Annotated in this window: 21 protein-coding genes, 1 tRNA gene and 1 other RNA gene; 9 read left to right on the top strand and 14 right to left on the bottom strand. The window is 73.1% G+C overall.

What is annotated here, in order from left to right:
• Nucleotides 1-7 precede the first annotated feature (7 nt).
• Nucleotides 8-214 carry a hypothetical protein gene (locus SM577_RS03325; protein WP_474586258.1) on the top strand — a complete coding sequence of 69 codons (207 nt, stop codon included), beginning with the start codon at nt 8-10 and terminating at the stop codon, nt 212-214.
• Nucleotides 215-269: 55 nt separating this feature from the next.
• On the opposite strand, the gene SM577_RS03320 is transcribed toward SM577_RS03325, so the two are convergent.
• Nucleotides 270-1,049 carry a phosphodiesterase gene (locus SM577_RS03320; RefSeq protein ID WP_302920569.1) on the bottom strand — a complete coding sequence of 260 codons (780 nt, stop codon included), beginning with the start codon at nt 1,047-1,049 and terminating at the stop codon, nt 270-272.
• Between the two features lie 212 nt (nt 1,050-1,261).
• On the opposite strand from SM577_RS03320, the gene SM577_RS03315 reads away from it, so the two are divergent.
• Nucleotides 1,262-2,683, top strand: coding sequence for a sensor domain-containing diguanylate cyclase (locus SM577_RS03315; protein WP_474580793.1), 1,422 nt, complete (start codon nt 1,262-1,264; stop codon nt 2,681-2,683).
• A 137-nt stretch (nt 2,684-2,820) separates the two neighbouring features.
• On the opposite strand, the gene SM577_RS03310 is transcribed toward SM577_RS03315, so the two are convergent.
• Entirely contained in the window at nt 2,821-3,879 is a 1,059-nt protein-coding gene (locus SM577_RS03310) for an aspartate-semialdehyde dehydrogenase (RefSeq protein ID WP_302920567.1), read from the bottom strand.
• 5 nt (nt 3,880-3,884) lie between these two features.
• A complete protein-coding gene (locus SM577_RS03305) occupies nt 3,885-5,150 on the bottom strand; it encodes an aspartate kinase (protein ID WP_302920566.1) in 1,266 nt (421 codons plus the stop codon).
• Between the two features lie 222 nt (nt 5,151-5,372).
• Here SM577_RS03305 and SM577_RS03300 point away from each other — a divergent pair, with 222 nt between their 5' ends.
• Nucleotides 5,373-6,167 (top strand): hypothetical protein, encoded by a 795-nt coding sequence (locus tag SM577_RS03300; protein ID WP_302920565.1) that lies wholly within the window; start codon nt 5,373-5,375, stop codon nt 6,165-6,167.
• 86 nt (nt 6,168-6,253) lie between these two features.
• Nucleotides 6,254-6,784: a nitroreductase family protein gene (locus tag SM577_RS03295; RefSeq protein ID WP_302920564.1), complete on the top strand. Its 531-nt coding sequence runs from the start codon at nt 6,254-6,256 to the stop codon at nt 6,782-6,784.
• Nucleotides 6,785-6,799: 15 nt separating this feature from the next.
• On the opposite strand, the gene SM577_RS03290 is transcribed toward SM577_RS03295, so the two are convergent.
• On the bottom strand, nt 6,800-7,786 hold the full coding sequence (locus tag SM577_RS03290; RefSeq protein ID WP_474586257.1) for an ArsR/SmtB family transcription factor: 987 nt from the start codon (nt 7,784-7,786) through the stop codon (nt 6,800-6,802).
• Between the two features lie 75 nt (nt 7,787-7,861).
• Between SM577_RS03290 and SM577_RS03285 the strand changes: the two genes are divergently transcribed.
• Together SM577_RS03285 and leuA are read left to right on the top strand one after the other, a co-directional pair.
• Nucleotides 7,862-9,142: an MFS transporter gene (locus SM577_RS03285; protein ID WP_474586256.1), complete on the top strand. Its 1,281-nt coding sequence runs from the start codon at nt 7,862-7,864 to the stop codon at nt 9,140-9,142.
• Between the two features lie 238 nt (nt 9,143-9,380).
• Nucleotides 9,381-11,132, top strand: coding sequence for a 2-isopropylmalate synthase (leuA, locus tag SM577_RS03280; protein ID WP_474580790.1), 1,752 nt, complete (start codon nt 9,381-9,383; stop codon nt 11,130-11,132).
• Nucleotides 11,133-11,435: 303 nt separating this feature from the next.
• Here leuA and SM577_RS03275 read toward each other — a convergent pair whose 3' ends face one another.
• Nucleotides 11,436-12,959 (bottom strand): MFS transporter, encoded by a 1,524-nt coding sequence (locus SM577_RS03275; RefSeq protein ID WP_302920560.1) that lies wholly within the window; start codon nt 12,957-12,959, stop codon nt 11,436-11,438.
• Nucleotides 12,960-13,066: 107 nt separating this feature from the next.
• Here SM577_RS03275 and SM577_RS03270 point away from each other — a divergent pair, with 107 nt between their 5' ends.
• Nucleotides 13,067-13,729, top strand: a complete 663-nt coding sequence (locus SM577_RS03270; RefSeq protein ID WP_474580789.1) for an HNH endonuclease family protein — start codon at nt 13,067-13,069, stop codon at nt 13,727-13,729.
• Nucleotides 13,711-14,133 carry a hypothetical protein gene (locus tag SM577_RS03265; RefSeq protein WP_302920559.1) on the top strand — a complete coding sequence of 141 codons (423 nt, stop codon included), beginning with the start codon at nt 13,711-13,713 and terminating at the stop codon, nt 14,131-14,133. Before SM577_RS03270 ends, SM577_RS03265 begins: the two co-directional genes overlap by 19 nt.
• 35 nt (nt 14,134-14,168) lie before the next feature.
• Here SM577_RS03265 and SM577_RS03260 read toward each other — a convergent pair whose 3' ends face one another.
• The 9 genes from SM577_RS03260 to ffs form a co-directional block, all read right to left on the bottom strand.
• Complete coding sequence (locus SM577_RS03260; RefSeq protein WP_302920558.1) at nt 14,169-15,272, bottom strand: ABC transporter ATP-binding protein; 1,104 nt, start codon at nt 15,270-15,272, stop codon at nt 14,169-14,171.
• Nucleotides 15,269-16,384 (bottom strand): ABC transporter ATP-binding protein, encoded by a 1,116-nt coding sequence (locus tag SM577_RS03255; RefSeq protein WP_302920557.1) that lies wholly within the window; start codon nt 16,382-16,384, stop codon nt 15,269-15,271. The genes SM577_RS03260 and SM577_RS03255 overlap by 4 nt, the downstream gene beginning before the upstream one ends.
• Before the next feature lie 6 nt (nt 16,385-16,390).
• Complete coding sequence (locus tag SM577_RS03250) at nt 16,391-17,356, bottom strand: ABC transporter permease (RefSeq protein WP_302920556.1); 966 nt, start codon at nt 17,354-17,356, stop codon at nt 16,391-16,393.
• Nucleotides 17,353-18,357 carry an ABC transporter permease gene (locus SM577_RS03245; protein ID WP_302920555.1) on the bottom strand — a complete coding sequence of 335 codons (1,005 nt, stop codon included), beginning with the start codon at nt 18,355-18,357 and terminating at the stop codon, nt 17,353-17,355. The genes SM577_RS03250 and SM577_RS03245 overlap by 4 nt, the downstream gene beginning before the upstream one ends.
• A gap of 80 nt (nt 18,358-18,437) precedes the next feature.
• Nucleotides 18,438-20,102, bottom strand: a complete 1,665-nt coding sequence (locus SM577_RS03240) for an ABC transporter substrate-binding protein (protein ID WP_302920554.1) — start codon at nt 20,100-20,102, stop codon at nt 18,438-18,440.
• 326 nt (nt 20,103-20,428) lie between these two features.
• A complete protein-coding gene (recR, locus tag SM577_RS03235) occupies nt 20,429-21,022 on the bottom strand; it encodes a recombination mediator RecR (RefSeq protein WP_088996491.1) in 594 nt (197 codons plus the stop codon).
• Between the two features lie 8 nt (nt 21,023-21,030).
• Nucleotides 21,031-21,339: a YbaB/EbfC family nucleoid-associated protein gene (locus SM577_RS03230; protein WP_302921008.1), complete on the bottom strand. Its 309-nt coding sequence runs from the start codon at nt 21,337-21,339 to the stop codon at nt 21,031-21,033.
• Nucleotides 21,340-21,586: 247 nt separating this feature from the next.
• Nucleotides 21,587-24,112 (bottom strand): DNA polymerase III subunit gamma and tau, encoded by a 2,526-nt coding sequence (locus SM577_RS03225; protein WP_474586255.1) that lies wholly within the window; start codon nt 24,110-24,112, stop codon nt 21,587-21,589.
• 183 nt (nt 24,113-24,295) lie between these two features.
• Nucleotides 24,296-24,386, bottom strand: an RNA gene (gene ffs / locus SM577_RS03220) — signal recognition particle sRNA small type.
• An 81-nt stretch (nt 24,387-24,467) separates the two neighbouring features.
• Between ffs and SM577_RS03215 the strand changes: the two genes are divergently transcribed.
• Nucleotides 24,468-24,552 (top strand) — tRNA-Ser (locus tag SM577_RS03215).
• Nucleotides 24,553-24,573: the final 21 nt, after the last annotated feature.

Genomic DNA, 24,573 nt, shown 5'->3' with positions numbered 1-24,573 from the left:
CACCCCGATGCGCTGGTTCATCGTTCTCCTGCTGGTCGTGCTGGTGGCCGTGGCGGTGCTGACCTGGGCGCGGGCCCGCGGCCGGCGACCGGACGAGGGGCAGGTCCGTGACCTGCGGGAGTCGGCGGCCGCCCGGAAGCGGCTCGACGAGCACCGCAACCCGACCGAGGGCAGCGCGGGCAGCGGCAGCGGCGGCGTCGGCGGCTGGGTCTGAGCCGGTCACCGGCACCAGCGGGCGATCACGGCGTACTCCGGCACGCACCGGAGCGTCAGTAGGTGCAGGTCAGGCCGGCGGCGTGGCTGACCTCGACGGTGTGCGTCACGCAGCCGCCGTCGACCACCCGGTGCAGCAGGAAACCGGTCGGCTCGGCAACCCAGCCGATCGGCTCGTCCGGGCTCATGGTGAGCGACGCCTGCCGCCAGGTGCTGGGCGCGGTGGTCAGCACGGTGCCCGCGAAGGCGGCCGTGACCGGCCGGTGCAGGTGGCCGGCGAGCACCCGGACCACGTGCGGGTGCCGGCTGATCACCTCGGCGAGGGCGTCGCCGTCCGCGAGCCGGACCGCGTCGGCGGCGGGCAGGCCGACGTCGATCGGCGGGTGGTGCAGGCAGACCAGGGCGGGCACGTCGGTCCGGCCGGCGAGCACCCCCTCCAGCCAACCGAGTTGCTCCTCGCCCAGCCGCCCGCCGCCCGATCCCGGCACCAGCGAGTCCAGCACCACCATTGTCACGTCGGGGTGGTCGACGTGGTAGTAGGCGGAGAAGCCGCCGCCCAGCAGGGGCGTGCCACCGAAGGTGTCGAGCAGCGACTCCCGGTCGTCGTGGTTGCCGGCGACCAGGTGCACCGGCAGTGGGAAGCGCCCGATCACCTCGCGCAGGGTGACGTACTCGTCGGTGCGGCCGTGGTCGACGAGGTCTCCGGTGATCACCACGCAGTCCGGCCGGGGGCGCAGCGCCAGCACCCGGCCGAGCGCGCGGTGCAGCCCGGCGGCCGGCTCGGCACCGAGCACACCGGTGGTCAGGTGCGGATCACTGAGCTGGGCGATGAGCATCGTGCCTCCACTCGACCGGTACCCCCACGCTATCGTCGCGGCCCGCGCCGCGCGGGCCACCGGCCCACAGCCGGCGTCCACAGCCTGTGGATAGCACATGTGTACGAAGCCGTCCGCCCAGCTCAGCAAGGGCGGATCGGCGGCGCGCTGAGTACCCTTGATCGCGCCCTCCCGGCTCCGCGCCGCGCACCCCTACCTGGAACGACGTGCGAATGGATCACCAGCGAGTCATCCGTGACGTCACGGTCCGCCTTCCCATGGCGTCGACCGCCGCCGAGGCGTGCCAGTGGACCGTCACCGCGCTGGCCCGCTACGCGCCGGCCACCATCTCGGTGCTGTTGCAGGTGCACGACCGGCTCCGCTGCGTGGCGGCCACCGGCTCCTGGCAGGTCTTCTCGACCGTCCCGCCGGGGACCGGGATCGTCGGCCGGGTGTACGACTCCGGCGTGACCGCCGTCGTCCCGGACGTCACCGCGGACCCCGACTACCTTCCGGTACGCCCCGACGTCACGGCCGAGGTGTGCGTACCGGTGCTGGACCCGGCGGGCCGCCCGATCGGCGTGCTCGACCTCCAGTGGTGCGACCCGGTGGACCTCGCTCCGTGGCGGGAGACCGCCGAGCGGCTGGCCGCCCGGCTCGGCGCCCGGATCGTGGCGCTCGGCGGGCCGCCGGCGGAGAGCCGCAGCGAGAAGCTGCTCCGGCACGCCGCCGCGCTGACCTCGGCACCGACCGAGTGGGACGTGCTGAGCGCCGCCGTCACCGCGGCCCGGGACGTGTCGTCCCTGCCCGCCGCGGTGCTGGTGCTGCCCGGTCCCGCGGGGCACCGACTCGACCCGCCGCCCGGCAGCCCGGGCGAGTTGGAGGCGCGGATCCGGGCCGAACTGGCCGAGGCCGGACCGGCGGCGCTGGGCCGGATGGTCGGCCGCGCCCACCGCTACGGCGCCGGCTACACCCTGGGCGAGCCGGGCCACCCGCCGGTCGCCGACCACGAACCCCTGGTCCGGGCGGGCGTACGCACCCTGATCGTGGTGCCGGTCGGCCCGCCCGGCGAGGGCGGCGCGCTGCTGGTCGCCGACGAGCGGCTGCGCCGCCCCGACCCGACCACGGTGAACCTGGTGGAACTGCTCGCCGGGCAGGCGTGGAGCTGCCTGGACCGGCTGCGCACCCTGGCCCGGCTGCGCGAGCAGGCCAGCTCCGACCCGCTCACCGGGTTGCGGCACACCGGGCCGTTCGGCCAGCGGATCGCGGCGGCCACGCCGGGGCGGACCGCGCTGCTGGCCATCGACGTGGACGGCTTCAAGACGGTCAACGACACGTACGGGCACCAGGCGGGTGACCGGGTGCTGGTCGGCCTGGCCCGGGCGCTGGAGGGGGCGCTGCGGCAGGGCGACGAGCTGTACCGGATCGGCGGCGACGAGTTCGTCGCGGTGATCGAGGTGAACCGGCCCGAGGAGGCGGTGCGGATCGCCGAGCGGCTCACCGAGGCGGCCCGGCGTACCGGGCGGACGATCAGCATCGGCGTCGCCCTGCCCCGCCCCGGCGAGTCCCCGGAACTCACCCTCCGCCGCGCCGACCAGGCCCTCTACGCCGTCAAACGCCACGGCCGCGACGGCGTCCACCTCGCCGCCGCCTGACCCCACCCCACCCCGGCGATCTTGCAGTTTGTGCCCTCGATATGCACCCTTCGCCCCTTTCGCCGGGGCGGAAAGTGCAAGATCGCGGGCAGGAAACGGGGGAGAGCGGGGCGGGCGCGGGCGGGTCCGCGGTGAGGTCAGCGGGTGAGTTCGGTGGCGAGGAGTTCGGCGATCTGGGCGGTGTTGAGGGCAGCGCCCTTGCGGAGGTTGTCGCCGGTGACGAAGAAGTCCAGGGCGCGGGGGTCGTCGACGGCGCGGCGGATGCGGCCGACCCAGGACGGGTCGGTGCCCACCGCGTCGATCGGCATCGGGAACTCGCCGGAAGCCGGGTCGTCGACCAGGATCACGCCAGGTGCGTTGCGCAGCACCTCGCGGGCGCCCTCGGCGTCGACCTCGGTGGCGAAGACCGCGTGCACCGCCACCGAGTGGCCGGTCACCACCGGCACCCGGACGCAGGTGGCCGAGACCTTGAGGTCGGGCAGCCCGAGGATCTTGCGCGACTCGTTGCGCAGCTTCAGCTCCTCGGACGACCAACCGGCGTCGGCCGGCGAGCCGGCCCAGGGCACCACGTTCAGTGCCAGCGGCGCCGGGAACGGGCCGAGTTCGTCGCCGACGGCCTGGCGTACGTCGCCGGGGCGGGAGCCGAGCCCCCGGTCGCCGGCGATCTTGCCGAGCTGGGCGTGCAGCGTGTCCACGCCGGCCTGACCGGCGCCGGAGACCGCCTGGTACGAGGCGAGCACCAGTTCGCGCAGGCCGTACTCGCGGTGCAGCGGGGCGACCGCGACGATCATCGTCAGGGTGGTGCAGTTGGCGTTGGCGATGATCCCCTTCGGCCGGTTGCGCACCTGCTCGGGGTTGATCTCGGGGACCACCAGCGGGACGTCGCGGTCCATCCGGAAGGCACCGGAGTTGTCCACCGCGACCGCGCCGCGGCTCACCGCGATCGGGGCCCAGTGCGCCGAGACGTCGTCCGGCACGTCGAACATCGCCACGTCGACCCCGTCGAACGCCTCCGGGGTGACCGCCTGGACGGTGAGGTCCTCGCCGCGGCAGCGGACGACCTTGCCGGCGGAGCGTTCGGACGCGAGCAGCCGGATCTCGCCCCAGACGTTCTTGCGCCCGGTGAGCAGTTCGCACATCACCGTGCCGACGGCCCCGGTCGCGCCGACCACGGCGAGGGTGGGCAGCGGCGCCACGGGCGCTACCGTCCCGTCCCCGCGTAGACCACGGCTTCGGTGTCGCCGCCCAGGTCGAAGGCGTCGTGGATGGCGCGCACGGCGGCGTCGAGGTCGGTGTCGCGGCAGACCACGGAGACCCGGATCTCGGAGGTGGAGATCATCTCGATGTTCACGCCGGCCTGGCCGAGGGCGGCGAAGAAGCCCGCCGCCACGCCCGGGTGCGACCGCATGCCGGCGCCGATCAGCGACACCTTGCCCACGTGGTCGTCGTAGAGCAGGCCCTTGAACTTGACCGGCTCCTGGATCTTGCTGAGCGCGGCCATCGCGGTAGGGCCGTCGGTCTTGGGCAGGGTGAAGGAGATGTCGGTGCGCCCGGTGCCCTCGGTGGAGACGTTCTGCACGATCATGTCAATGTTGATCTCGGCGCCGGCCACCGTGTCGAAGATCCGCGCGGCGGCGCCCGGCTCGTCCGGCACCCCCACGATGGTGATCTTGGCTTCGCTGCGGTCGTGGGCGACCCCGGTGATCAGTGCTTGCTCCACAGGAAGGTCCTCCATCGATCCGGTGACCATCGTGCCGGTGTTGGTCGAGTATGACGAACGGACGTGGATCGGCAACCCCGCCCGGCGGGCGTACTCCACGCTACGCAGGTGCAGCACCTTCGCGCCGCAGGCGGCGAGTTCGAGCATCTCCTCGTAGGTGATCTGCTTGATGTGCCGGGCGTTCGGGACGATCCGCGGGTCGGCGCTGAACACGCCGTCGACGTCGGTGTAGATCTCGCAGACGTCCGCGTTCAGCGCGGCGGCGAGCGCCACGGCGGTGGTGTCCGAACCGCCCCGGCCGAGTGTGGTGACGTCCTTGGTGTCCTGCGAGACGCCCTGGAAGCCGGCCACGATGACCACCGCGCCCTCGTCGATCGCGCCCTTGAGCCGACCGGGGGTGACGTCGATGATCCGGGCCCGGCCGTGCACCGAGGTGGTGATCACGCCGGCCTGCGAACCGGTGAACGAGCGGGCCTCGTAGCCCAGGTTGTGGATCGCCATGGCGAGCAGCGCCATCGAGATGCGCTCGCCGGCGGTGAGCAGCATGTCCAGCTCGCGGCCCGGGGGCAGCGGGCTGACCTGGTTGGCCAGGTCGAGCAGCTCGTCGGTGGTGTCGCCCATGGCGGAGACCACCACCACCACGTCGTCGCCGGCCTTGCGGGCCGCGACGATGCGCTCGGCCACCCGCTTGATCCGCTCGGCGTTGGCGACGGAGGACCCGCCGTACTTCTGCACCACGAGTGCCACGACGGTGCGCTCCCTCCAGTGACCCTGAGCGTGCCGACGCCGCCGGCACCGGGGCCGGCGGCGCGTGTCAAACGCCCTCAGCGTATCGGGCGGCCCGCGCCGCCGGGTCAGGTGATCCCACGATCCGGCCGGCGGACACCCCGTGACGTGGCGCGCGACACGCCGGGCGCGGCACCGCCACACGGGTCCCCACGGCGCCGCCGGGCGGCCCAGAATGGCCGGGTGCACGCCCACCTCCGCCCGGCCCGACGCCTGGCCGGCCCGCTCGCCCTGGCCCTGCCGGCCGTCCTCGCCGCCTGCACCGCCGACCAGCCGGCCGCCCCGCCGCCCACCCCGTCCAGCGCCCCCGCCCCCGCCGAGCGGGACGCGGCCCGGGACGAGCTGGCCGCGCTGGCCGCCGCGGCCCAGGACCGGCACCTGGTCGCCAGCTACACCCTGCGCGCGCCGGACGCCCCGGACCGCACGATCGTGGTGACCAGCGCGAACGACGGCACCTGGCGGGTGGACGTGCCGGGCGGGGCGCTCGGCGGCACCGCCGACGTGTCGATCGCCGCCACCGCCGACGGGCTCTTCCAGTGCGCCCTGCCGTCGGCCAGCCGGCCCGAGCCGCCGAGCTGCGTACGTCTCGGCGACCCGGACGACGGGCTGCCCCGCCGGCTGGACCCGCGGGTGCAGCACCCGTTCACCGACTGGCTGGCCGTACTCACCGACCGGCGCGCCCCGCTGGCGGTCTCCCCGGCCACCCCGCCGCCCGGCGCCACCGGCTCCTGTTACGCGGTGGAGAGCACCTCGGCCTCGATCAACCCGCCGCTGGACGTCGGCATCTACTGCTACGACCAGGACGGCACCCCCACCGCCGTGCGGACGGAGTCCGGGACCCTCGTCCTGGCCGGGGCGCCCGCCCCCGCGCCGGCCACCGTGCAGCTGGCCGGGCCGGTGGTGGACGCCGAGCCGCTCGGCACCGCCGCGCCGCCACCGCCCGAGCCGACCGGCAGCCCGAGCGCGGGAACGCCCTGACCCCGCATCCCGTTACGGGTGCGATTGCCCACATTTGAGCACCCCGGCCTCGGCGGGCGAAACGCCCATAGGGGACGCTCTGTCCCATGGCCGACCTCACCCCGCTGCTCGCGATCCGCTGGAGTCCCCGCTCGTTCGACCCGACCGCGGAGCTGACCCCGGCTGAGGCGTCCTCGCTGCTGGAGGCGGCCCGCTGGGCACCGTCGGCGGACAACGCCCAGCCGTGGCGGTTCGCGCTCGGCCACCGGCAGGACGAGACCTGGAAGCGGATCCTGGTCGGGCTGCCCGACGACGACCAGGGCTGGGCCCGGCACGCCGCCGCCCTGCTGCTCGGCGCGCACGCCGGCAGCGACCCCGAGCAGACCGCGTACGACCTGGGACAGGCCGTCGCCCACGTCACCGTGCAGGCCACCGCGCTCGGCCTGCACGTACGCCAGCTCAGGCGCCTGGACCGGCCCCGCCTCGCGGCCGAGCTGGAGCTGCCCGGCGACATCCGCCCGCTGGTGGTCGCCGCCGTCGGCCGCCTCGGCGACCCGGCCGTCCTCCCGCCGGACCTCTACGTCCGGGAGACCGCACTGCGGCGCCGCCGGCCGATGCCCGCTCTACTGCTCCGCTGAGCGGACGCGGTCGGCTCAGGTGCCGCGAGCGGCCCGGAGCAGGGCAGCGCCGGCCTTCGTGTTGCGGTAGAGCACGTGCCGCCCCGATCGGGACCGGGCGACCAACCCGGCGGCATGTAGTGCGAAGAGGTGCTGGGAGACGTTCCCGGCCGACATCCCGGTCCGCCGGGCCAGGTCGGTGGTCGTCGTCGCCGTGTCGAGCAGGTGCAGCAACGCGGCCCGGCCGGCGCCGACCACCCGAGCCAACGGGTCGCCGGGCGGGGTCGAGACCCGCTCCCAGAGCGTCCCGACCGCCCGGACCGGGTACACGCCGACGGGCAACGACTCCTCCAGCAGGGTCCACAGCACCCGTCGATCGGTGAAGATCCCGGGGTTGAGCGCCAGCCCCCGTCCACGGAGGTCGAAGTCGCGCTCGAACGGGTCGTCACTGACCACCCGGTCGCCGAGCCAGCGCAGGCTCGGGTGGATCTGCTCGAACAGCCGCCCGGCACCGCCCTCGGCGAGCTGGGCGGCGCGGTACGCCACGTCGGCGTCGAGCAGCGCCCGCATCCGCGGCCAGTCCGGGGCGATCGCCTCGTCGTACCAGACCCGCACCGCCTCGACGAGCTGCGGCAACAGCCCGCGAGGATCGGCGAGCAACGCCTGCCCGAACGGGCCCGGCGGCCGGCGCGACGCGGTCGACAGCAGGTCCCGGACCACGACGTCCGGCGGCGTGGCGGCGATCTGGTCGAGCTGGTCGGCCAGCTCGGTGCTCAGCTGGGCCGCCGGGGTGAGGAAATCGGGCAGCCAGCGACGTGGCCCGGCCAGCTCCACCAGCGGGCGGACCCGGTCGGCCACCTCCGGGCGGCGCAGCGCCGCCCGAGCCCGGTCGATCCAGGGCAGGTGCAAGCTGTAGCGGATCGGATCGTTCAGCGCCCACATGCTCATGACCGTCTCGTTGGCCGGCGAGACGGCGAACCGCACGCCGGCGACATCGGCCAGGCTGAACCGCAACTCGGACACGGCCCCTCCAGAGGCAGGATTCGGCTCAGCCTAAAAGCTTCGACCGGAGCATGAGAAACCGCTTGGCTCACCGCCATGAGCGTCAGAGCAAGCATTCGCACCGCCGTCCAGCACGTCGTACCACCTGCCGGGTTGACCCGTGCCCTGGCCGCGCAGGCCCTGGTGTACAACGTGGGTCACGGCCTCTTCCAGGCCGGCAGCGCGGTCTTCTTCACGCAGGCACTCGGGCTCAGCGCCGCCCAGGTGGGGTTGGGCCTGTCGATCGCCGCAGGCGTGTCGCTGCTGGGCACGGTGCCGCTGGGCGGGCTCACCGACCGGTACGGACCGCGGCGGATCTGGATCGCCGGGATGGTGCTGGAGGCGGCGCTCTTCGCGTCGTACCCGTTCGTGGGCGGGTTCGCCGGGTTCCTCGCGGTGGTGGTGGCGCTGGCTGCCGTGGACGCGGCGACCGGCGTGGCCCGACAGGTCTACTCGATCAACGCGCTGCCCCCGGCGGAGCGGGTCACCGCCATGGCGTACCAGCGGTCGTCGCTGAACGTCGGCTTCGGGTTGGGCGCGGCGATCAGCGGCCTGGTGCTGGCGGCGGACACGATCGCGGCGTACCGGGGGATGGTCTGGTTCATCGCGGTGGTGCTCCTGGTGACGGCGGTCTTCGTGCGGCGGCTCCCCCGGCTGCCCGAGGTGGCCCGGCCGGCGCAGCCGATGAGCCGGCTCGCCGTGTTGCGGGACCGCCCGTTCATGACGGTGTCCCTGCTCTCCGGGCTGCTCACCGCGCACCAGACGCTCTACCTGATGGTCATGCCGCTGTGGATCCTCACCCACACCGACGCGCCGAAGACGCTGATCGCCGGCCTGGTGTTGCTGAACACGGCCCTGGTCGTGCTGCTCCAGGTACGCCTCAGCCGGGGTGCCGACACCTCGCCGGACGCGGCCCGGGCGTCCCGCCGGGGCGCCCTGCTGATCGCCCTGTTCTGCCTGGTCCTTCCGCTCTCCGGAGCGACCCGCGGCACGCTGACCGTGGTGGTGCTGGTGGCCGCCGCGATGCTGTTGATCGTGGCCGAGCTGGTCGAGTCGGCGGGCGCCTGGGGGCTCACCGCCACGCTGCCACCGGCCGCCCAGCGCGGCGCGTACGTGGGGGCGTTCCAGTTCGGCACGCGGGTGCAGTCCCTGATCGCTCCGGCGGGGCTCACGGCGCTGGCGGTGACCACCGGCGGCTGGGGCTGGTACCCGGCCGCCGCTGTCTTCGCGCTGATCGGGCTGGCGATCGTGCCGGTGGTGGCCTGGGCCGGACGGACGCCACGGCTCGGCGCGACGGCTCCGGAGACCCCGGTGACCCCGGTGACCCTGGTCCCATAATCCGGACCTGCCTTCCCAGCCCCCGTCCCGCCACGTAGGGTTACGCCGTCATGTGGCGGGCGTACCTCCTCCTTGGTCGCCGCGACGAGGCCTGAAGGCCGGCACCTCGTCGCGGAGTCGAACCGCGCCGTCCAGCACATCCGAACCTCCCATCGGCACCGCACGGGCACCGTCGCCCGGCGCCTCGCCGACACCTTCCGATTGCTGACGCCACATGTTCCAAGGGGAGCACTCCGTCATGGCTCAACCCGTCACCGACGCCGAAACCGATCCGATCGCCCGGCAGCGCCCCAGCCGGATGCCCTTCCAGCGCTACCTGCCCTACCAGCAGCAGTTCCGGCTCGACCTGCCGGACCGCACCTGGCCCACCCGGCACGTCGAGGCCGCGCCCCGCTGGTGCGCGGTGGACCTGCGCGACGGCAACCAGGCACTGATCGACCCGATGTCGCCGGAGCGCAAGCGCCGGATGTTCCAGCTCCTGGTGCAGATGGGCTACAAGGAGATCGAGGTCGGCTTCCCCTCGGCCAGCCAGACCGACTACGACTTCGTCCGGCAGCTGATCGAGCAGGACCTGATCCCGGACGACGTGACCATCCAGGTGCTGACCCAGTGCCGGGAGCACCTGATCGACCGCACCTTCGAGTCGCTGCGCGGCGCGAAACGGGCGATCGTGCACTTCTACAACTCGACCTCCACCCTCCAGCGCCGGGTGGTCTTCGGTCTGGACCGGGACGGCATCACCGACATCGCCACCACCGGCGCCCGGCTGTGCCAGAAGTACGCCGAGATCCACACCCCGGACACCGACATCCACTACGAGTACTCGCCGGAGTCGTACACCGGCACCGAGCTGGAGTATGCGCTGGAGGTGTGCAGCAAGGTCATCGAGGTGATCGACCCGACCCCGGACCGGAAGCTGATCATCAACCTGCCGGCGACGGTCGAGATGGCGATGCCGAACGTCTACGCCGACTCGATCGAGTGGATGCACCGGCACCTGCCGCGCCGGGACAGCCTGGTGCTGAGCCTGCACCCGCACAACGACCGGGGCACCGGGGTGGCCGCCGCCGAGCTGGGCCTGCTGGCCGGCGCCGACCGGATCGAGGGCTGCCTGTTCGGCAACGGCGAGCGCACCGGCAACGTCGACCTGGTCACCCTGGGGCTGAACCTGTTCTCCCAGGGCATCGACCCGATGATCGACTTCTCCAACATCGACGAGATCAAGCGGGCCGTCGAGTACTGCAACCAACTGCCGGTGCACGAGCGCCACCCGTACGCGGGCGACCTGGTCTACACCGCCTTCTCCGGCTCGCACCAGGACGCGATCAAGAAGGGCTTCGACGCCCTGGCCGCGGACGCCGCGGCGGCCGGGGTGCCGGTCGACCAGCACCCGTGGGCGGTGCCCTACCTGCCGATCGACCCGAAGGACCTGGGCCGCACCTACGAGGCGGTCATCCGGGTCAACTCGCAGTCCGGCAAGGGCGGGGTCGCGTACATCATGAAGACCGAGCACCAGCTCGACCTGCCGCGCCGGCTCCAGATCGAGTTCTCCGGCGTGGTCCAGCAGGTCACCGACCACTCCGGCGGCGAGGTGGACCCGGGCGCGATGTGGCAGATCTTCGCCGAGAACTACCTGGTCGACCACCAGCGCGACCCGGCGGTCACCCTGGCCGGCTACACCATCGGCACCGCCGACGGCAAGGTCGAGATCGAGGCCCAGGTGGGTCTCGGCGGCGAGCGGCGGTCGCTGACCGCGGTCGGCAACGGCCCCATCGACGCGTACGTCAACGCGCTCCAGTCCGTCGGCGTGGCGGTACGGGTGCTCGACTACCACGAGCACGCGCTCTCCTCCGGTGGGGACGCGCAGGCCGCCGCGTACGTCGAGTGCGAGGTGGACGGGCGGACGGTCTGGGGCGTCGGCACCGACGCCAACATCGTCACCGCGTCGATCAAGGCGGTCACCAGCGCGGTCAACCGCGCCCGCGACTGACCCGGCAACCCCTCGGGGCACGCCGCGTCGGGGTGTCGGAGTCCTTCCGGCACCCCGACGTCGGCGACGCCGAGTCCGACGCCCGCCTCCGGGGACGCGGAAGTGGACGTGGCTGGTCGGCCGAGGGCCCCGCCCACGCAAGCCAGGGATCCGACCCGCGCGGGCGGCGGCGGAACTAGGCGGCAGCCCTCCGTCGAGCACCAGGTCGACGGGCGTGGGCGCCGAGGTTCGAGGCGACGTCGACGATGACGCCGCCGCCGTGGGCCCGCATGTGGGCGATCTCGTGCTTCATGGACACCTGCTTCACTCCCCGGGCCGCCGCTGCGGGGTGCCGTCCCGCCGCTCGGGCGGGGTGGACACCGGCAGGGTGTGGCAGGGCTGGGCCGGCGGCGCCGACCGGGGCGGCCGGTGGATCAGCACGCCGGCCAGCACCGCGCCGGCCACCAGCAGCCCGGCGCACCAGAGCAGCGCGCCCCGGTACGCGCCGGTCAGCTCGCCGCGCTGCTCGTAGCCGCTGCCGGAGAGCCCGACCAGCAGCGGCAGCGCGGCCACCGCGAGCAGGCCGCCGGCGCGGGCGGCCGCGTTGTTGAAGCCGCTGGCCACGCCGGCGAACCGGTCCGCCACCGCGGCCAGTACCGACGCGGTCAGTGGCGCCACCACCAGGGTCAGCCCCGCCCCGAAGAGCACCACCCCGGGCAGCACGTCCCGCCAGTACGACGCGCCCGGGCCGACCCCGCGCAGCAGCAGCAGGCCGGCCGCGGCGACCAGCGGCCCGACCAGCAGTGGCAGCCGCGGGCCGATCCGGGCGGACAGCGCTCCGGCCCGGGCGCTGCCGGCCATCAGCAGCAGGGTCATCGGCAGCAGCGCGATCCCGGTGCGGAACGCCGACCACTCGACCACGTTCTGCAGGAAGACCGAGAAGAAGAAGGTGAAGCCGCCGAGCGCGGCGTAGACCACCACGGTGAAGACGTTCAGCACCGAGAAGAGCCGGCTGCCGAACAGCCCGGTGGGCAGCATGGCGGTGTCCCCGCGGCGCCGCTCGACCAGCACGAACACCACCGTGCCGAGGACCCCGAGCAGCGCCGCGACCAGCACCGGCGGGGAGTCCAGGCCGCGCCCCGGCGCGTCGATCAGGGCGTACGTGACACCGGCCAGGGCGAGCGCGCCGAGCAGCGCGCCCAGCACGTCGAAGCGCCGGCGCCGCCGGCCGGGGCCCTCGGTGCGGGAGGCGTCCTCGTCCCGGCTCTCCGGCACCCAGCGCAGCGCGGCCAGCACCACCAGCACGGCCACCGGCGCGTTCAGGAAGAAGATCCACCGCCAGGAGAGCGCGTCGATCAGCCAGCCGCCGACGAACGGGCCGAGCGCTGTCGACACGCCGGAGAGCCCGGACCAGGCGCCGATCGCCCGGCCCCGGTCGTCGGGGTGGAAGCTGGCCTGGAGCACCGACAGCGAGCCCGGAGTGAGCAGGGCGCCCCCGGCACCCTGGAGGAACCGGGCCGCCACCAACCACGCCGTCTCCTGGGCCAGCCCGCAGAGCACCGACGCCACGGTGAACCAGGCCACCCCGAGCAGGAAGACCCGCCGCCGCCCGAACCGGTCGCCCAGCGCCCCGCCGAGCAGCACGAACGCGGCGAGCGTGAGCAGGTAGCCGTTGACCGTCCACTGCAGACCGGCCACCGTGGCGTCGAGGTCGGCGCCGAGCCGGGGCAGCGCCACGTTGACCACCGTGCTGTCGAGGAAGACCATGCCGGAGGCGAGCACCGCCGCGAGCAGGGTGCCCCGGCCGGCCGCCGTGCGGAGGCGGAGCGCGGGAGCGGTTTCGGTCATCCGACCAATCTGCCTCGCGCCATTCTCCAGACGCCACGAAACGCCGAAACCCGGTCCGGGTACTGTGCGGGATCGCCGGAAGCCCGCAAGCTGGAGAGGTGTCGTCTGTGCGTACCAGATCAGGACCGCGCGCCGGGGTGACGGCCGTGCTCGCCGCGGCGCTGGCGCTCGGCGCGACCGGCTGCGTGCCCGTCGACGAGCCGGACCAGACCCCGTCCCCGACCGCCGGTGGCAACCCGGCGCAGCTGCTGGGCCAGTTGACGGTGGCCGGCGCCGGCTCGATGAAGGGCTACAGCCGCAACCGCTTCCCGCACTGGCGGGACACCGGCAAGAACTGCGACGTGCGGGACAACGTGCTCAAGCGGGACGGCGAGGACATCAAGCTCTCCGGCTGCAACGTGGTCGGCGGCCGGTGGGAGAGCGCGTACGACGGCCGGGCCCTCACCGATCCGTCCGACGTGGACATCGACCACATGGTGCCGCTGGCCAACGCCTGGCGCTCCGGAGCCGACGAGTGGGACGACGCGAAACGCGGCGACTTCGCCAACGACCTGGACCGGCCGCAGCTGATAGCGGTTTCCGCGACCTCCAACCGGGCAAAGGGTGACCAGGACCCGTCGCAGTGGAAGCCGGCGAACCGGTCGTACTGGTGCCAGTACGCCGCGGACTGGGTGCGGGTCAAGCACCACTGGGGGCTCACGGTGACCAGCGCCGAGAAGGCCGCCCTGACCGACATGTTGGAGGACTGCACATGGGCGAGCAACCCGTGACCGGTGACCAGGCGACCACGGCCGGCATGGCCGCCGACGGCGCGACCGCCCCGGCGGTGCCGGGCGCCGGGATGAGCGCGGACAGCCCGGACACGCCGTCCGCGGCCGCGCCGGGCGCGGGCATGGCCGCCGACGCGAACGCGGTGAGCACCGCCGCCCAGCAGCGGACGGCCGATGTCGTGCCCGGACCGGGCGGGGTGATGACCGACGAGGTCGGCGTGGTCACCGGCGAGCTGACCCTGCGCACCGAGTACGCCGACGGCCAGGTGACGCTGCGGGTGCAGTACAAGGACGCCGACGAGTGGTACGTGGTGACCGGCGGCCGGACGCCGCTGGCCGACCCGGCCGGCCTGGACGCCGTGCACGCGATCGCTGTCGCCCTGCTCAACCGCCCGGAGGGCTGACGCTCCGGGCGGTCGAGCCACCCCTGGTCGGGGTGTCAGACGTACGAACCGGGCTCGCTGGGGGCGGAGACCACGCCCGGTGCCTCGCCCTCGTCCTCGGGGCGGACGATCTGGACCTCCACCTTGTGCGGGCGCAGTTCCCCGCTGGCGATCTGCTCGGCGAAGTGGCAGGCCACCCGGCTGCCGCCGATCTCCCGCAGCGCCGGGCGCTCGTCGGCACAGCGGGTCGGCTGCGCCCACGGGCACCGGGTGTGGAACCGGCAGCCCGACGGCGGGTTGGCCGGCGAGGGCAGGTCGCCGGCGAGCAGGATCCGCTCCCGCCGGTCCTCCACGTCCGGGTCCGGCACCGGCACCGCCGACATCAGCGCCCGGGTGTACGGGTGCAGCGGCTCGGTGTAGAGCCGGTCGCTCGGCGCCTCCTCGACCAGCGCGCCCAGGTACATGACGCCGACCGTGTCGGAGATGTGCCGCACCACCGCCAGGTCGTGCGCGATCACCAGGTAGGTCAGGCCGAGGCTGTCCTGGAGTTCGTCGAGCAGGTTCACCACCTGGGCCTGGATCGAGACGTCCAGCGCGGAGACCGGCTCGTCGGCGACGATCAGCTCGGGCCCGAGCACCAGCGCCCGGGCGATGCCGATGCGCTGGCGCTGGCCGCCGGAGAACTCGTGCGGGTAGCGGGAGAGCGCCCAGCGGGGCAGCCCGACCTTGTCCAGCGTCTCGCTGATGATCTTGCGGCGCTCGTCCCGGTTGGCGCCGATCCCGTGGGTCTGCAGGCCCTCGGTGAGGATCGACTCGACGTTCTGCCGCGGGTCCAGGCTGGACATCGGGTCCTGGAAGATCATCTGCATCCGCCGGCGCATCGACCGCAGCTTGCCCGCCGGCAGCGTGGTCAGCTCCACGCCGTCGAACGCGACCTCGCCGTGGGTGGGCGGGGTGAGCTGGAGCAGCGCCCGGCCGAGCGTCGACTTGCCGCAGCCGGACTCGCCGACCAGGCCGTACGTCTTCCCGCGCGGGATGCGCAGGTCGACCCCGTCGACCGCCTTCACGTGGCCGACCGTCCGGTCGAAGATCACCCCCCGCTTGATCGGGAAGTGCACCTTCAGGTCGCGTACCTCGACGAGGATGTCGCTGTCGGTCACGGCTTCTCCTCCTCCCGCGGGGCGGGGCCGAAGCCCTGCACCGCCGGCGGGTCGTTCGGGACGGCCTGCGCCGGCACGGAGCCGGGCTGGGCCTCCGTGGGCACCGCGCCGCGGACCTCCTGGCCCGGTTCGACGCCGGGCAACGGCGCCGGGTTGACGCACCGGTAGCTGCGGCCGTCGTGGGCGAGCACCAGCTCCGGCGGCTCGCCGACGCAGGCGTCGATCCGCCGCGAGCAGCGCGGCGCGAAGGCGCAGCCGTCCGGCCAGGGCAGCACGTCGCGGACCGAGCCGGGGATCGGGTTCAGCCGCTCGCCGCGCCCGGCGTCCAGCCGGGGCACCGAGCCGAGCAGACCCACCGTGTACGGGTGCCGCGGCTCGCGGAACAGCGGACGGCGGCGGGCCGTCTCCACCACCCGGCCGGCGTAGAGCACGTTGATGGTGTCGCACATGCCGGCGACCACGCCCAGGTCGTGCGTGATCATCACCAGCGCGGTGCCGGAGTCCCGGACCAGCTCCTTGAGCAGTTCCAGGATCTGCGCCTGGATCGTGACGTCCAGCGCGGTGGTCGGCTCGTCGGCGATCAGCAGCCGGGGCTTGCAGGCCACCGCCATGGCGATCAGCGCCCGCTGGCGCATCCCGCCGGAGAGCTGGTGCGGGTACTCCTTCAGCCGCCGCTTCGGGTCGGGGATGCCGACCCGGTCCAGCAGCGCCGCCGCCTCCTTGGCCGCCGCGTCGCCCTTCATCCCGCGGTGCCGGGCGAGCACCTCGGTCACCTGCAACCCGATCGGGACGACCGGGTTCAGCGAGCTGAGCGGGTCCTGGAAGATCATCGCGATGTCCCGGCCGCGGATGTCCCGCCGGGAGCGGTCGTCGAGCTGGAGCAGGTCGGTGCCGTCGAAGACCGCCTTGCCGCCGACCCGCAGGCCGGGCTGCTTGGGCAGCAGACCCATGATGGCCAGCGAGGTGACGCTCTTGCCGCAGCCGGACTCGCCGACCAGGCCGACCACCTCACCGGCGTCGACCGAGAAGGAGACCCCGTCCACGGCGTGCACGGTGCGCTGACCGCGCCGGGCGAAGGTGACGGAGAGGTCGTCCACTTCGAGCAGAGACATGCTGACCTACTTCCGCAGCTTCGGGTCGAGGGCCTCGCGCATCGCCTCACCGAGCAGGGTGAAGCCGAGCGCGGTGATGATGATCGCGACCGCCGGGTAGATCGCCAGCGCCGGCCGGATACCGAGGTACGGCTGCGCGTCGGCGAGCATCACGCCCCACTCCGGTACGGCCGTGTCGGGGTTGCCCAGGCCGAGGAAGGAGAGCGCGGCGGCCTCGATGATCGCGGTGGCCAGGGTCAGCGTGGCCTGCACGATCACCGGGGCGAGCGAGTTCGGCACCACGTGGGTGATCGCGATCTTCGACTTCTTCACGCCCAGCGAGGTGGCCGCCAGCACGTAGTCGCTGTGCGACTGCGAGATCATCGAGCCGCGCAGCAGCCGGGCGAAGACCGGCACGGAGACCACGCCGACCGCGATCATCACGGTGACCAGGCTCGCCCCGAGCAGGGCGGCGATGCTCACCGCGAGCAGCAGGCTGGGCAGCGCCAGCATCATGTCGATGACCCGCATCAGCGCGGTGTCGATGGCCCGGCCCCACCGGCCGCCCAGCCCGGCCGCGGCGCCGGCGACCCCGCCGATCAGCGCGCCGATGGCCAGACCGATCAGCGTGGAGACCACGCCGACCAGCAGGGTCTGCCGGGCGCCGACGATCATCCGGCTGAACACGTCGCGGCCCTGGTGGTCGTAGCCGAGCCAGTGCTCGCCCGAGGAGCCCGGGATGATGCCCTGCCCCGACTTGACCACGCCGTCGCGGATGCCGATCGCGTCGGTCGGCCCGTACGGGACGAAGAACGGCCCGACCACCGCGACCAGCACGAAGAGCACCAGGATCACCGCGCCGATGATGGCGGCGGGGTTGCGCCGCAGCCGGCGGAACGCCTCCTGCCAGAGGCTGACGCCCCGCTCGTCGTCCCGGGCCGCCAGTTCGGCGAGCCGGTCGATCTTTTCCTTCTTGCCGGTAGTGATCGTCATCGGACCCTCACCCTCGGGTCGATCAGGCTGTAGGAGAGGTCCACGATGAGGTTCACCAGCACGTACACCACCGCGATGATCAGGATGAAGCCCATCAGCACCGGATAGTCGCGCTGGCCGATGGCGTCGTAGATGAACGCGCCGATGCCGCTGAAGGCGAAGACGGTCTCGGTCAGCACCGCGCCGGAGAGCAGGCCGCCGGTGAGCAGGCCGATCGAGGTGACCACCGGCAGCATGGCGTTGCGCAGCACGTGCCGGCGGCGGACGGTGCGTTCGGTCAGGCCCTTGGCCTCGGCGGTGCGGACGAAGTCCTCGTTGAGCACCTCCAGCACGCTGGCCCGGGTGATCCGGACGATGATCGCCAGCGGGATGCTGGCCAGCGCGATGCCGGGAAGCACCAGATGCCAGAGCGCGTCGGCGGCCGCGTCCCACTCCCGGGTCATCAGGCCGTCGAGGACGAAGAAGTTGGTGATCCGGGTGGCCCCGATGGTCGGGTCCTGCCGGCCGCTGGACGGGAACCAGCCGAGGTTCTCCGAGAAGATGGCCTTGAGCACGTAGGCCAGGAAGAAGACCGGGATGCAGATGCCGATCAGCGAGCCGCCGACCGAGGCGTGGTCGAGCAGCCGCCCGCGGCGGCGGGCGGCCAGGTAGCCCAGCGGGATACCGAGCCCGATGGCGATCGCCAGCGCCATCACGGTCAGCTCGACGGTGCCCGGAAAGCGCTCCAGGAACTCGGTGGTGACCGCCCGCTTGGTGGAGGTCGAGGTGCCCAGGTCCAGGCGGATCAGCCGCCGTACGAACCGGCCGTACTGCACCAGGATCGGCTCGTCGAGGCCCATGTTGCGGCGGATGGCGGCCCGCATCTCGGGCGTGCCGCGCTCACCGAGGATGGCGGTCTCGGGACCACCGGGCAGCCGGCGGAGCCAGATGAACAGCAGGAGGGAGAGCCCGAACAGCGTCGGTATCAGCTGGAGCAGGCGTCTGACGATGAACCGGAACACGGTGGCCTCGAAAGGGGTGTGCGGAGGGTCGCGGGCGGGCGCTGAAGGATCCAGCGCCCGCCCGCGTTCCTTGCGTCAGGTCAGGACTTGAACTCGGCGTTGGCGTACCGCTCGTCGGTGAGCGGGCTCGCCTTGACCCCGGTCACGTCCTTGCCGAACACGATCGCCGGCGGCGAGTGCGACACCGGGACACCCGGCAGGAAGTCCATGATGGCCTTGTTCAGGGCCTTGTACTTCTCGGTCCGGGCCGCGATGTCGGCCGTGGTGTCGGCGTCCTTGAACTGGTCGAACAGGGCCTTGTTGTTGAAGCCCCACTCGTCCTTCGGCCGGTCGAAGAAGGTGCCGATGAAGTTGTAGCCGTCGCCGTAGTCACCGGTCCAGCCGAGGAAGTGGATGTCGTGCTTGTTGCCGGAGGTGGTGGCGTTCAGGTAGTCCGGGCTCCACTTCAGCGGGATGCCCTGGACGTTGATGCCGACCGCCTTCAGGTCCGCCGACAGCAGCTCGAAGATGTCCTTCGGGTTCGGCATGTACGGCCGGGTGACCTCGGTCGGGTAGTGGAACCGCAGGGTCAGGTTCGTCGCGCCGGCCTCGGCCAGCAACTGCTTGGCCTTCTCCGGGTTGTAGTCGTACTTGGTGACGTCGCCGTTCCAGCCCTCGACGGTGTCCGGCATGAAGTTCTCGGCGACCTTGGCGCCCGGGGGCAGCTTCGAGTCGACCAGCGCCTGCCGGTTCAGGGCGTGCGCGATGGCCTGCCGGACCTTGATGTCGGCCAGCTTCGGGTTCCCCTTCTGGTTGATCGCCAGGTAGAGGATGTTGAACGCCGGGCGGGTCAGGACGTTGAAGCCCTCGTTCTTCAGCGGCTCGACGTCGGCCGGGCCGACCAGGTCGTACCCCTGGATGTCGCCGGAGCGCAGCGCCTGCTTGCGCGCGTTCTCGTCGGAGATGGTCTTGAAGATCAGGGTCTTCAGCTTGGCCTTGCTGCCGGCGTAGTCGTCGTTCCGCTCCAGGGTCAGCGTCTTGTTGGCGACGTCCCAGGACTTGAACTTGAACGGACCGGTGCCGGTCGGGTGCTCCATCGCGTACGACGGGTACTTGATGTCCTCGGCGGTGCCGGTGACGTTGCTGGCGTCGTACTTCTCCAGGGCCGTCGGGCTGTGGATGGAGAACGACGGCAGCATCAGCGCGGCCGGGATCTTGCTGGACACCCGGGTGAAGGCCAGGTCGACGGTGGTGGCGTCCTTGGCGGTGCAGGACTTGAAGAGGCTCGGCGGCAGCTCCGGGTCCTCGTTCTTGGCGAAGCCGCCCATGACGTCCTGCCAGTACGCGGTCACGTCCGGGCTCTGCATGAGGCCCTTGGCGTTGTACCAGCGGTCGAAGTTCTTGCAGACGGCCTCGGCGTTGAAGTCGGTGCCGTCGTGGAACTTCACCCCGGAGCGGAGCTTGAAGGTCCACGTCGTGCCGGCGGCGTCCGGGGTCCAGGACTCGGCGAGCCCGGGCGAGACCTTGGTGCCACCCTCCTCGGGACGGACCAGCGTCTCGAAGACCTGACGCGCGACGCGCAGCGACTCGCCGTCGCTGGCCATGCTCGGGTCGAGCACCTTCGGGTCTCCGGCTACGCCGAAGACGAGGGTGTCCTTCTTGCTACCGCCGGAACTGTCGTCACGGTCACTCTCGGCGCAGCCTGCTACCGCGAGGGCCGCCACCGCGACGGCCGCTATCGCGGCCTTCGGCCTGGATGCACGCATGGTGCTTCACCTCGTCCTTGGGGGTACGGACAACGTGGTGACAGGGGTCACCGATGGCGGTGACCTTAGCTTCCGTCCGGGACTGCGGGAAACTCTTGACGAAGCGGTTGGTACCGGATCGTGTCTTAACCGATGCGCCCCGCGCCGGAGGGCGTGCCGGACCGCCATCAAAGGGGCGCTTTGTCCGGGTTCAGCGATGCAAATTTGTTACATCGATCGTCGCCGCGTTCGCCCACATGTCAGAACACACAGTGGACCGGACGGTCGGGTACGCCGGGTACGCCGACGGCCGGCACCGGCTTCCCGGCACCGGCCATCGTGGGGCTTCAGACGGCCCGGCGGCCCTCGAAGGCCCGGCCCAGGGTGATCTCGTCGGCGTACTCCAGGTCGCCACCGACCGGCAGGCCGCTGGCGAGCCGGGTCACCGCGATGCCCATCGGCTTGACCATCAGCGCGAGGTACGTCGCGGTCGCCTCGCCCTCGGTGTTCGGGTCGGTGGCGAGGATCAGCTCGCGCACCGCGCCACCGCCGAGCCGGGTCATCAGCTCCCGGATGCGCAGGTTGTCGGGCCCGATCCCCTCCAGCGGGTTGATCGCCCCGCCGAGCACGTGGTAGCGGCCGCGGAACTCACCGGTCCGCTCGATCGCCACCACGTCCTTGGGCTCCTCGACCACGCAGAGCACCTCGTCGCTGCGGCGCGGGTCGCGGCAGATCCGGCACTGCTCGCTCTCGGCGACGTTGTAGCAGGTGGTGCAGAACCGCACCAGCTCCTTGACCTTGCGCAACGCGCCGGCCAGCCGGTTGACGTCGGCCGGATCGGCGGACAGGACGTGGAAGGCGATCCGCTGGGCGCTCTTCGGGCCGACGCCCGGCAGCCGGCCCAGCTCGTCGATCAGGTCCTGGATGGCACCTTCGTACATCTGCCGGCTCAGAACCCGGGCAGGCCGAGGCCGCCCATGCCGCCCGCGACCGGGCCCATCTTCTTCTCGGTCAGCTCGCGGGCCGCCTCGGCGGCGTTGTGCAGGGCCGCGACGACCAGGTCCTCCAGGGTCTCCACGTCCTCCGGGTCGACCGCCTTCGGGTCGATCTTGATGCTCTTGACCTCGCCGGTGCCGGCCACCGTCGCGGTCACCAGCCCGCCGCCGGCGGTGCCGGTCAGCTCGGCCTCGGCGAGCTCGGCCTGCGCCTTGGCGATCTGCTGCTGCATCTTCTGCGCCTGCTTCAGCATCTGCTGCATGTTCGGCTGTCCACCTGGGCGCACGGGATGGCTCCTTCTCGCACTCGTCTGCTCGGCCGCCGCCAAGCCTAGTCGCCGGGTGTGACCAGCCCCGCCCCGCGCGCCCCTTCCGCCGGCGGCGGGTCCCGGCGCACGGTCACGGCGCCGGTCCCGGGACGGTCCGGCCCGCCCGGAACGGCCGCCCCCACCCGGCCGCCCGCCGCCGCGACCAGTTGGTCCGGGGCGCCGGGCCCGTGTTTCCGGCCGGCTAGCGGGCGTCGAACTCGTCGATCTTCTCGGCCCCGAACGCCTCGCGGAGCAGCCGGACCGCCTGCTCCTCGCTCGACTCCCGGGCGGTCTTCTCGTCGATGACCTCGTCCAGCGGCTCGTCCCCCGGGTCGAACCCCTCGTAGACCGGGGTCGCCGGAGCCGCCGGCCGGGCCGCACCGGGCCGCACCGGCCCGTCGTAGTCCGGGTCGTAGGGCGGCTCGCCCGCCCAGTCGGCGTCCGCGGTCTGCCGGGCCCCCTTGTCGGTACGCGGACCGCGCCCGGCCGCCGCCGCCCGGGCCGCCGCGATGGCGCTGCTCACCGGGGCGCCGCCGGCGTTCGCCGGCTGACCGGCGGTGGGCTGCCGGGGCGCGCTCGCCGGGCCCGCGGCGGTCGACGGGACCGCGGCAGCGGACCCGCCGGACGGGGCGCCACCGGGGCCGGCCGGAGACCCGCCGCCGGACGAGGCACCGCCGGGGCGGGCCGCCTCGGGCCAGTCGTCCTCACGCTCGGCATTCCGCACGGCCGGTGTCGCGCCGGACCCGCCGGGTCGGGCCGGCTCGGGCCACTCCTCGTCGTCGCCCGACGCGCTCGGGGCGGCACCCGCACCGCCGGACCGTCCGCCGCCGGCACCCGACCGGGGAACCGCCGGCGGCGGCGCGCTCGGCTGGGCGGCCGGCCGGGCCGGGTCGGGCGCGGAAGCGGGTGGCGGCGCGGCGCGCGGACCGGAGAGCGACACGCCGCCCCGCTCGCCGGCCACCTCGCAGCGGATCTGCCAGCGCCCGCCCAGTTCCTCGTAGAGCGCGTCGGTGAGCACCGCCGCGTGGTCGGACATCATCTTGGCCAGCACCGCCGACTTCACGGTCAGCACCAGCGTGTCGTCGTCGAGGTCGCGCACCACCGCGTCGCGCATCAGCGCCGCGATCCGCTTGTTGGTCCGGTTGACCTTGCCGACCACCTCGGGCCAGACCCGGCGCACCGCGACCGCGTCGAGCGCGCCGGGCGCCGACGCGCCGGGGCGGGGCGGGGCGGGGGTGGCCGGGTCGGGCATCACCGCCTCCGGGCGCACCGCCCGCCGGGGAGCGGCGGGTGGGGTCGCGGCCTCGACCGGCGCGTCGGCGGGCTGCCTCACCGCCGGACCGGGGACCGGGGCGCCGGCCGCGCCGGCACCGGGAACCGGGTGCGGGGCGGTCGCCGAGGTTTCCGGGGCGGCAGCCGCCGGCGTGCCGGCGGTCTCCGGGTGCGGCGCGGCGCCAGCCGCGGACGGGGCGGAGGGCGCCGGGCGTACGGCCGGGGGGTCGGTGACCGGCGCGGCGCTGGCGGCCGGCGCGGCGCTGGTGGCGGCCGGGGGCAGGTCGGCACCGCCGAGGGTGAGCCGGCGCTCCATCCGCTCCAGGCGCTGGAGCAGGCCGCCGGTCGAGTCGTCGGCGCCGGGCAGCAGCATCCGGGCGCAGATCAGCTCCAGCAGCAGCCGGGGCGCGGTGGTGCCGCGCATCTCCACCAGCCCGTTGTGCACGATGTCGGCGCAGCGCGACAGCGTGCCCGGGCCGAGCCGCTGGGCCTGCGCGGTCATCCGCTCGATCTGGTCGGCCGGGCCGTCGATCAGCCCCTTGGCGGCGGCGTCCGGCACCTGCTGGAGCACGATCAGGTCGCGCAGCCGCTCCAGCAGGTCGGAGGCGAAGCGGCGCAGGTCGTGGCCGGCCTCGGCGACCCGGTCGACGGTGGCGTACGCGGCGGCGCCGTCACCGGCGGCGAGCGCGTCGCACATCTCGTCGATCAACGCCGAGTCGGTGACGCCCAGCAGCGCGGCGGCCCGGGAGTAGGTGACGCCCTCCGGACCGGCGCCCGCGATGAGCTGGTCGAGCACGGAGAGGCTGTCCCGCATGCTGCCGCCACCGGCGCGCACCACCAGGGGGAAGACCGCCGGCTCGACCGTGACGCCCTCGGCCTCGGTGAGCTGTTCGAGGTACGGCCGGAGCACCTTCGGCGGGAACAGCCGGAACGGATAGTGGTGGGTCCGCGACTTGATCGTGCCGAGGACCTTCTCCGGCTCGGTGGTGGCGAAGATGAACTTGACGTACTCCGGTGGCTCCTCGACCAGCTTGAGCAGGGCGTTGAAGCCGGCCGACGAGACCATGTGCGCCTCGTCGATGATATAGATCTTGAAGCGGCTGCGGGCCGGCGCGAAGAACGCCTTCTCGCGCAGCTCGCGGGCGTCGTCGACGCCGCCGTGGCTGGCCGCGTCGATCTCGATGACGTCGATCGTCCCGCCGCCGTCGGGGGCCAGCCCCCGGCAGGACTCGCACTGCCCGCACGGCTCGGGGGTGGGGCCCTGCTCACAGTTGAGCGAGCGGGCCAGGATCCGGGCGCTGGAGGTCTTGCCGCAGCCCCGCGGGCCGGAGAAGAGGTAGGCGTGGTTGAGCCGCCCGCTGCGCAGCGCCTGCGACAGCGGCTCGGTGACCTGCTCCTGGCCGATCATCTCGGCGAAGGTGCGCGGCCGGTACTTGCGGTAGAGCGCCAGTGCCACCCGTCCCGCCTCCTCTCGACCGAGCCATTCTGCGCCGGTCCGTCCCGGCTGACCACCCACCCCGCCGGCGCGGGGACCGCCGTCGCGGCTTGATCGACACGATGCCGGGGACATGGCGGTTTCGCAGCGCCCGGGACACCGCCAGATCGCCGACGCGGCGAGGGTAGCGGGGCCGGCAGACAGAAAGGCCCCCCGTGCACCCGTCAGAGCCCGCTTATCCTTGCTGCCTTCCGGCCCTGGGGAGGTTCACGAGATGCACGCCGCACGGGGGGTGCGTCCAGCGTACCCGACCGCGGGGCGGTGCACCGGGGGTGGTGGGGTGGGCGATCCGGCCGGGACCTGTATCCTGTTCGGCGGAGGATTCGCCTAGAGGCCTAGGGCGCACGCTTGGAAAGCGTGTTGGGTTAACACCCTCACGAGTTCGAATCTCGTATCCTCCGCTCGCCAGAGCAGCACGAAGG

It is taken from the genome of Micromonospora desertarenae, from assembly GCF_056150265.1.
The sequence above is the reverse complement of the archived record's forward strand: the minus strand, read 5'-3'. Positions and strand labels throughout refer to the sequence as shown.

Excerpts from the sequence above, each read along its gene's own strand:
- SM577_RS03325 (WP_474586258.1), top strand. The coding sequence starts at position 8 with ATGCGCTGGTTCATCGTTCTCCTGCTGGTCGTGCTGGTGGCCGTGGCG.
- SM577_RS03320 (WP_302920569.1), bottom strand. The coding sequence starts at position 1,049 with ATGCTCATCGCCCAGCTCAGTGATCCGCACCTGACCACCGGTGTGCTC.
- SM577_RS03315 (WP_474580793.1), top strand. The coding sequence starts at position 1,262 with ATGGATCACCAGCGAGTCATCCGTGACGTCACGGTCCGCCTTCCCATG.
- SM577_RS03295 (WP_302920564.1), top strand. The coding sequence starts at position 6,254 with ATGGCCGACCTCACCCCGCTGCTCGCGATCCGCTGGAGTCCCCGCTCG.
- SM577_RS03285 (WP_474586256.1), top strand. The coding sequence starts at position 7,862 with ATGAGCGTCAGAGCAAGCATTCGCACCGCCGTCCAGCACGTCGTACCA.
- leuA (WP_474580790.1), top strand. The coding sequence starts at position 9,381 with ATGGCTCAACCCGTCACCGACGCCGAAACCGATCCGATCGCCCGGCAG.
- SM577_RS03275 (WP_302920560.1), bottom strand. The coding sequence starts at position 12,959 with ATGACCGAAACCGCTCCCGCGCTCCGCCTCCGCACGGCGGCCGGCCGG.
- SM577_RS03265 (WP_302920559.1), top strand. The coding sequence starts at position 13,711 with ATGGGCGAGCAACCCGTGACCGGTGACCAGGCGACCACGGCCGGCATG.
- SM577_RS03255 (WP_302920557.1), bottom strand. The coding sequence starts at position 16,384 with ATGTCTCTGCTCGAAGTGGACGACCTCTCCGTCACCTTCGCCCGGCGC.
- SM577_RS03250 (WP_302920556.1), bottom strand. The coding sequence starts at position 17,356 with ATGACGATCACTACCGGCAAGAAGGAAAAGATCGACCGGCTCGCCGAA.
- SM577_RS03240 (WP_302920554.1), bottom strand. The coding sequence starts at position 20,102 with ATGCGTGCATCCAGGCCGAAGGCCGCGATAGCGGCCGTCGCGGTGGCG.
- recR (WP_088996491.1), bottom strand. The coding sequence starts at position 21,022 with ATGTACGAAGGTGCCATCCAGGACCTGATCGACGAGCTGGGCCGGCTG.
- SM577_RS03230 (WP_302921008.1), bottom strand. The coding sequence starts at position 21,339 with ATGCAGCAGATGCTGAAGCAGGCGCAGAAGATGCAGCAGCAGATCGCC.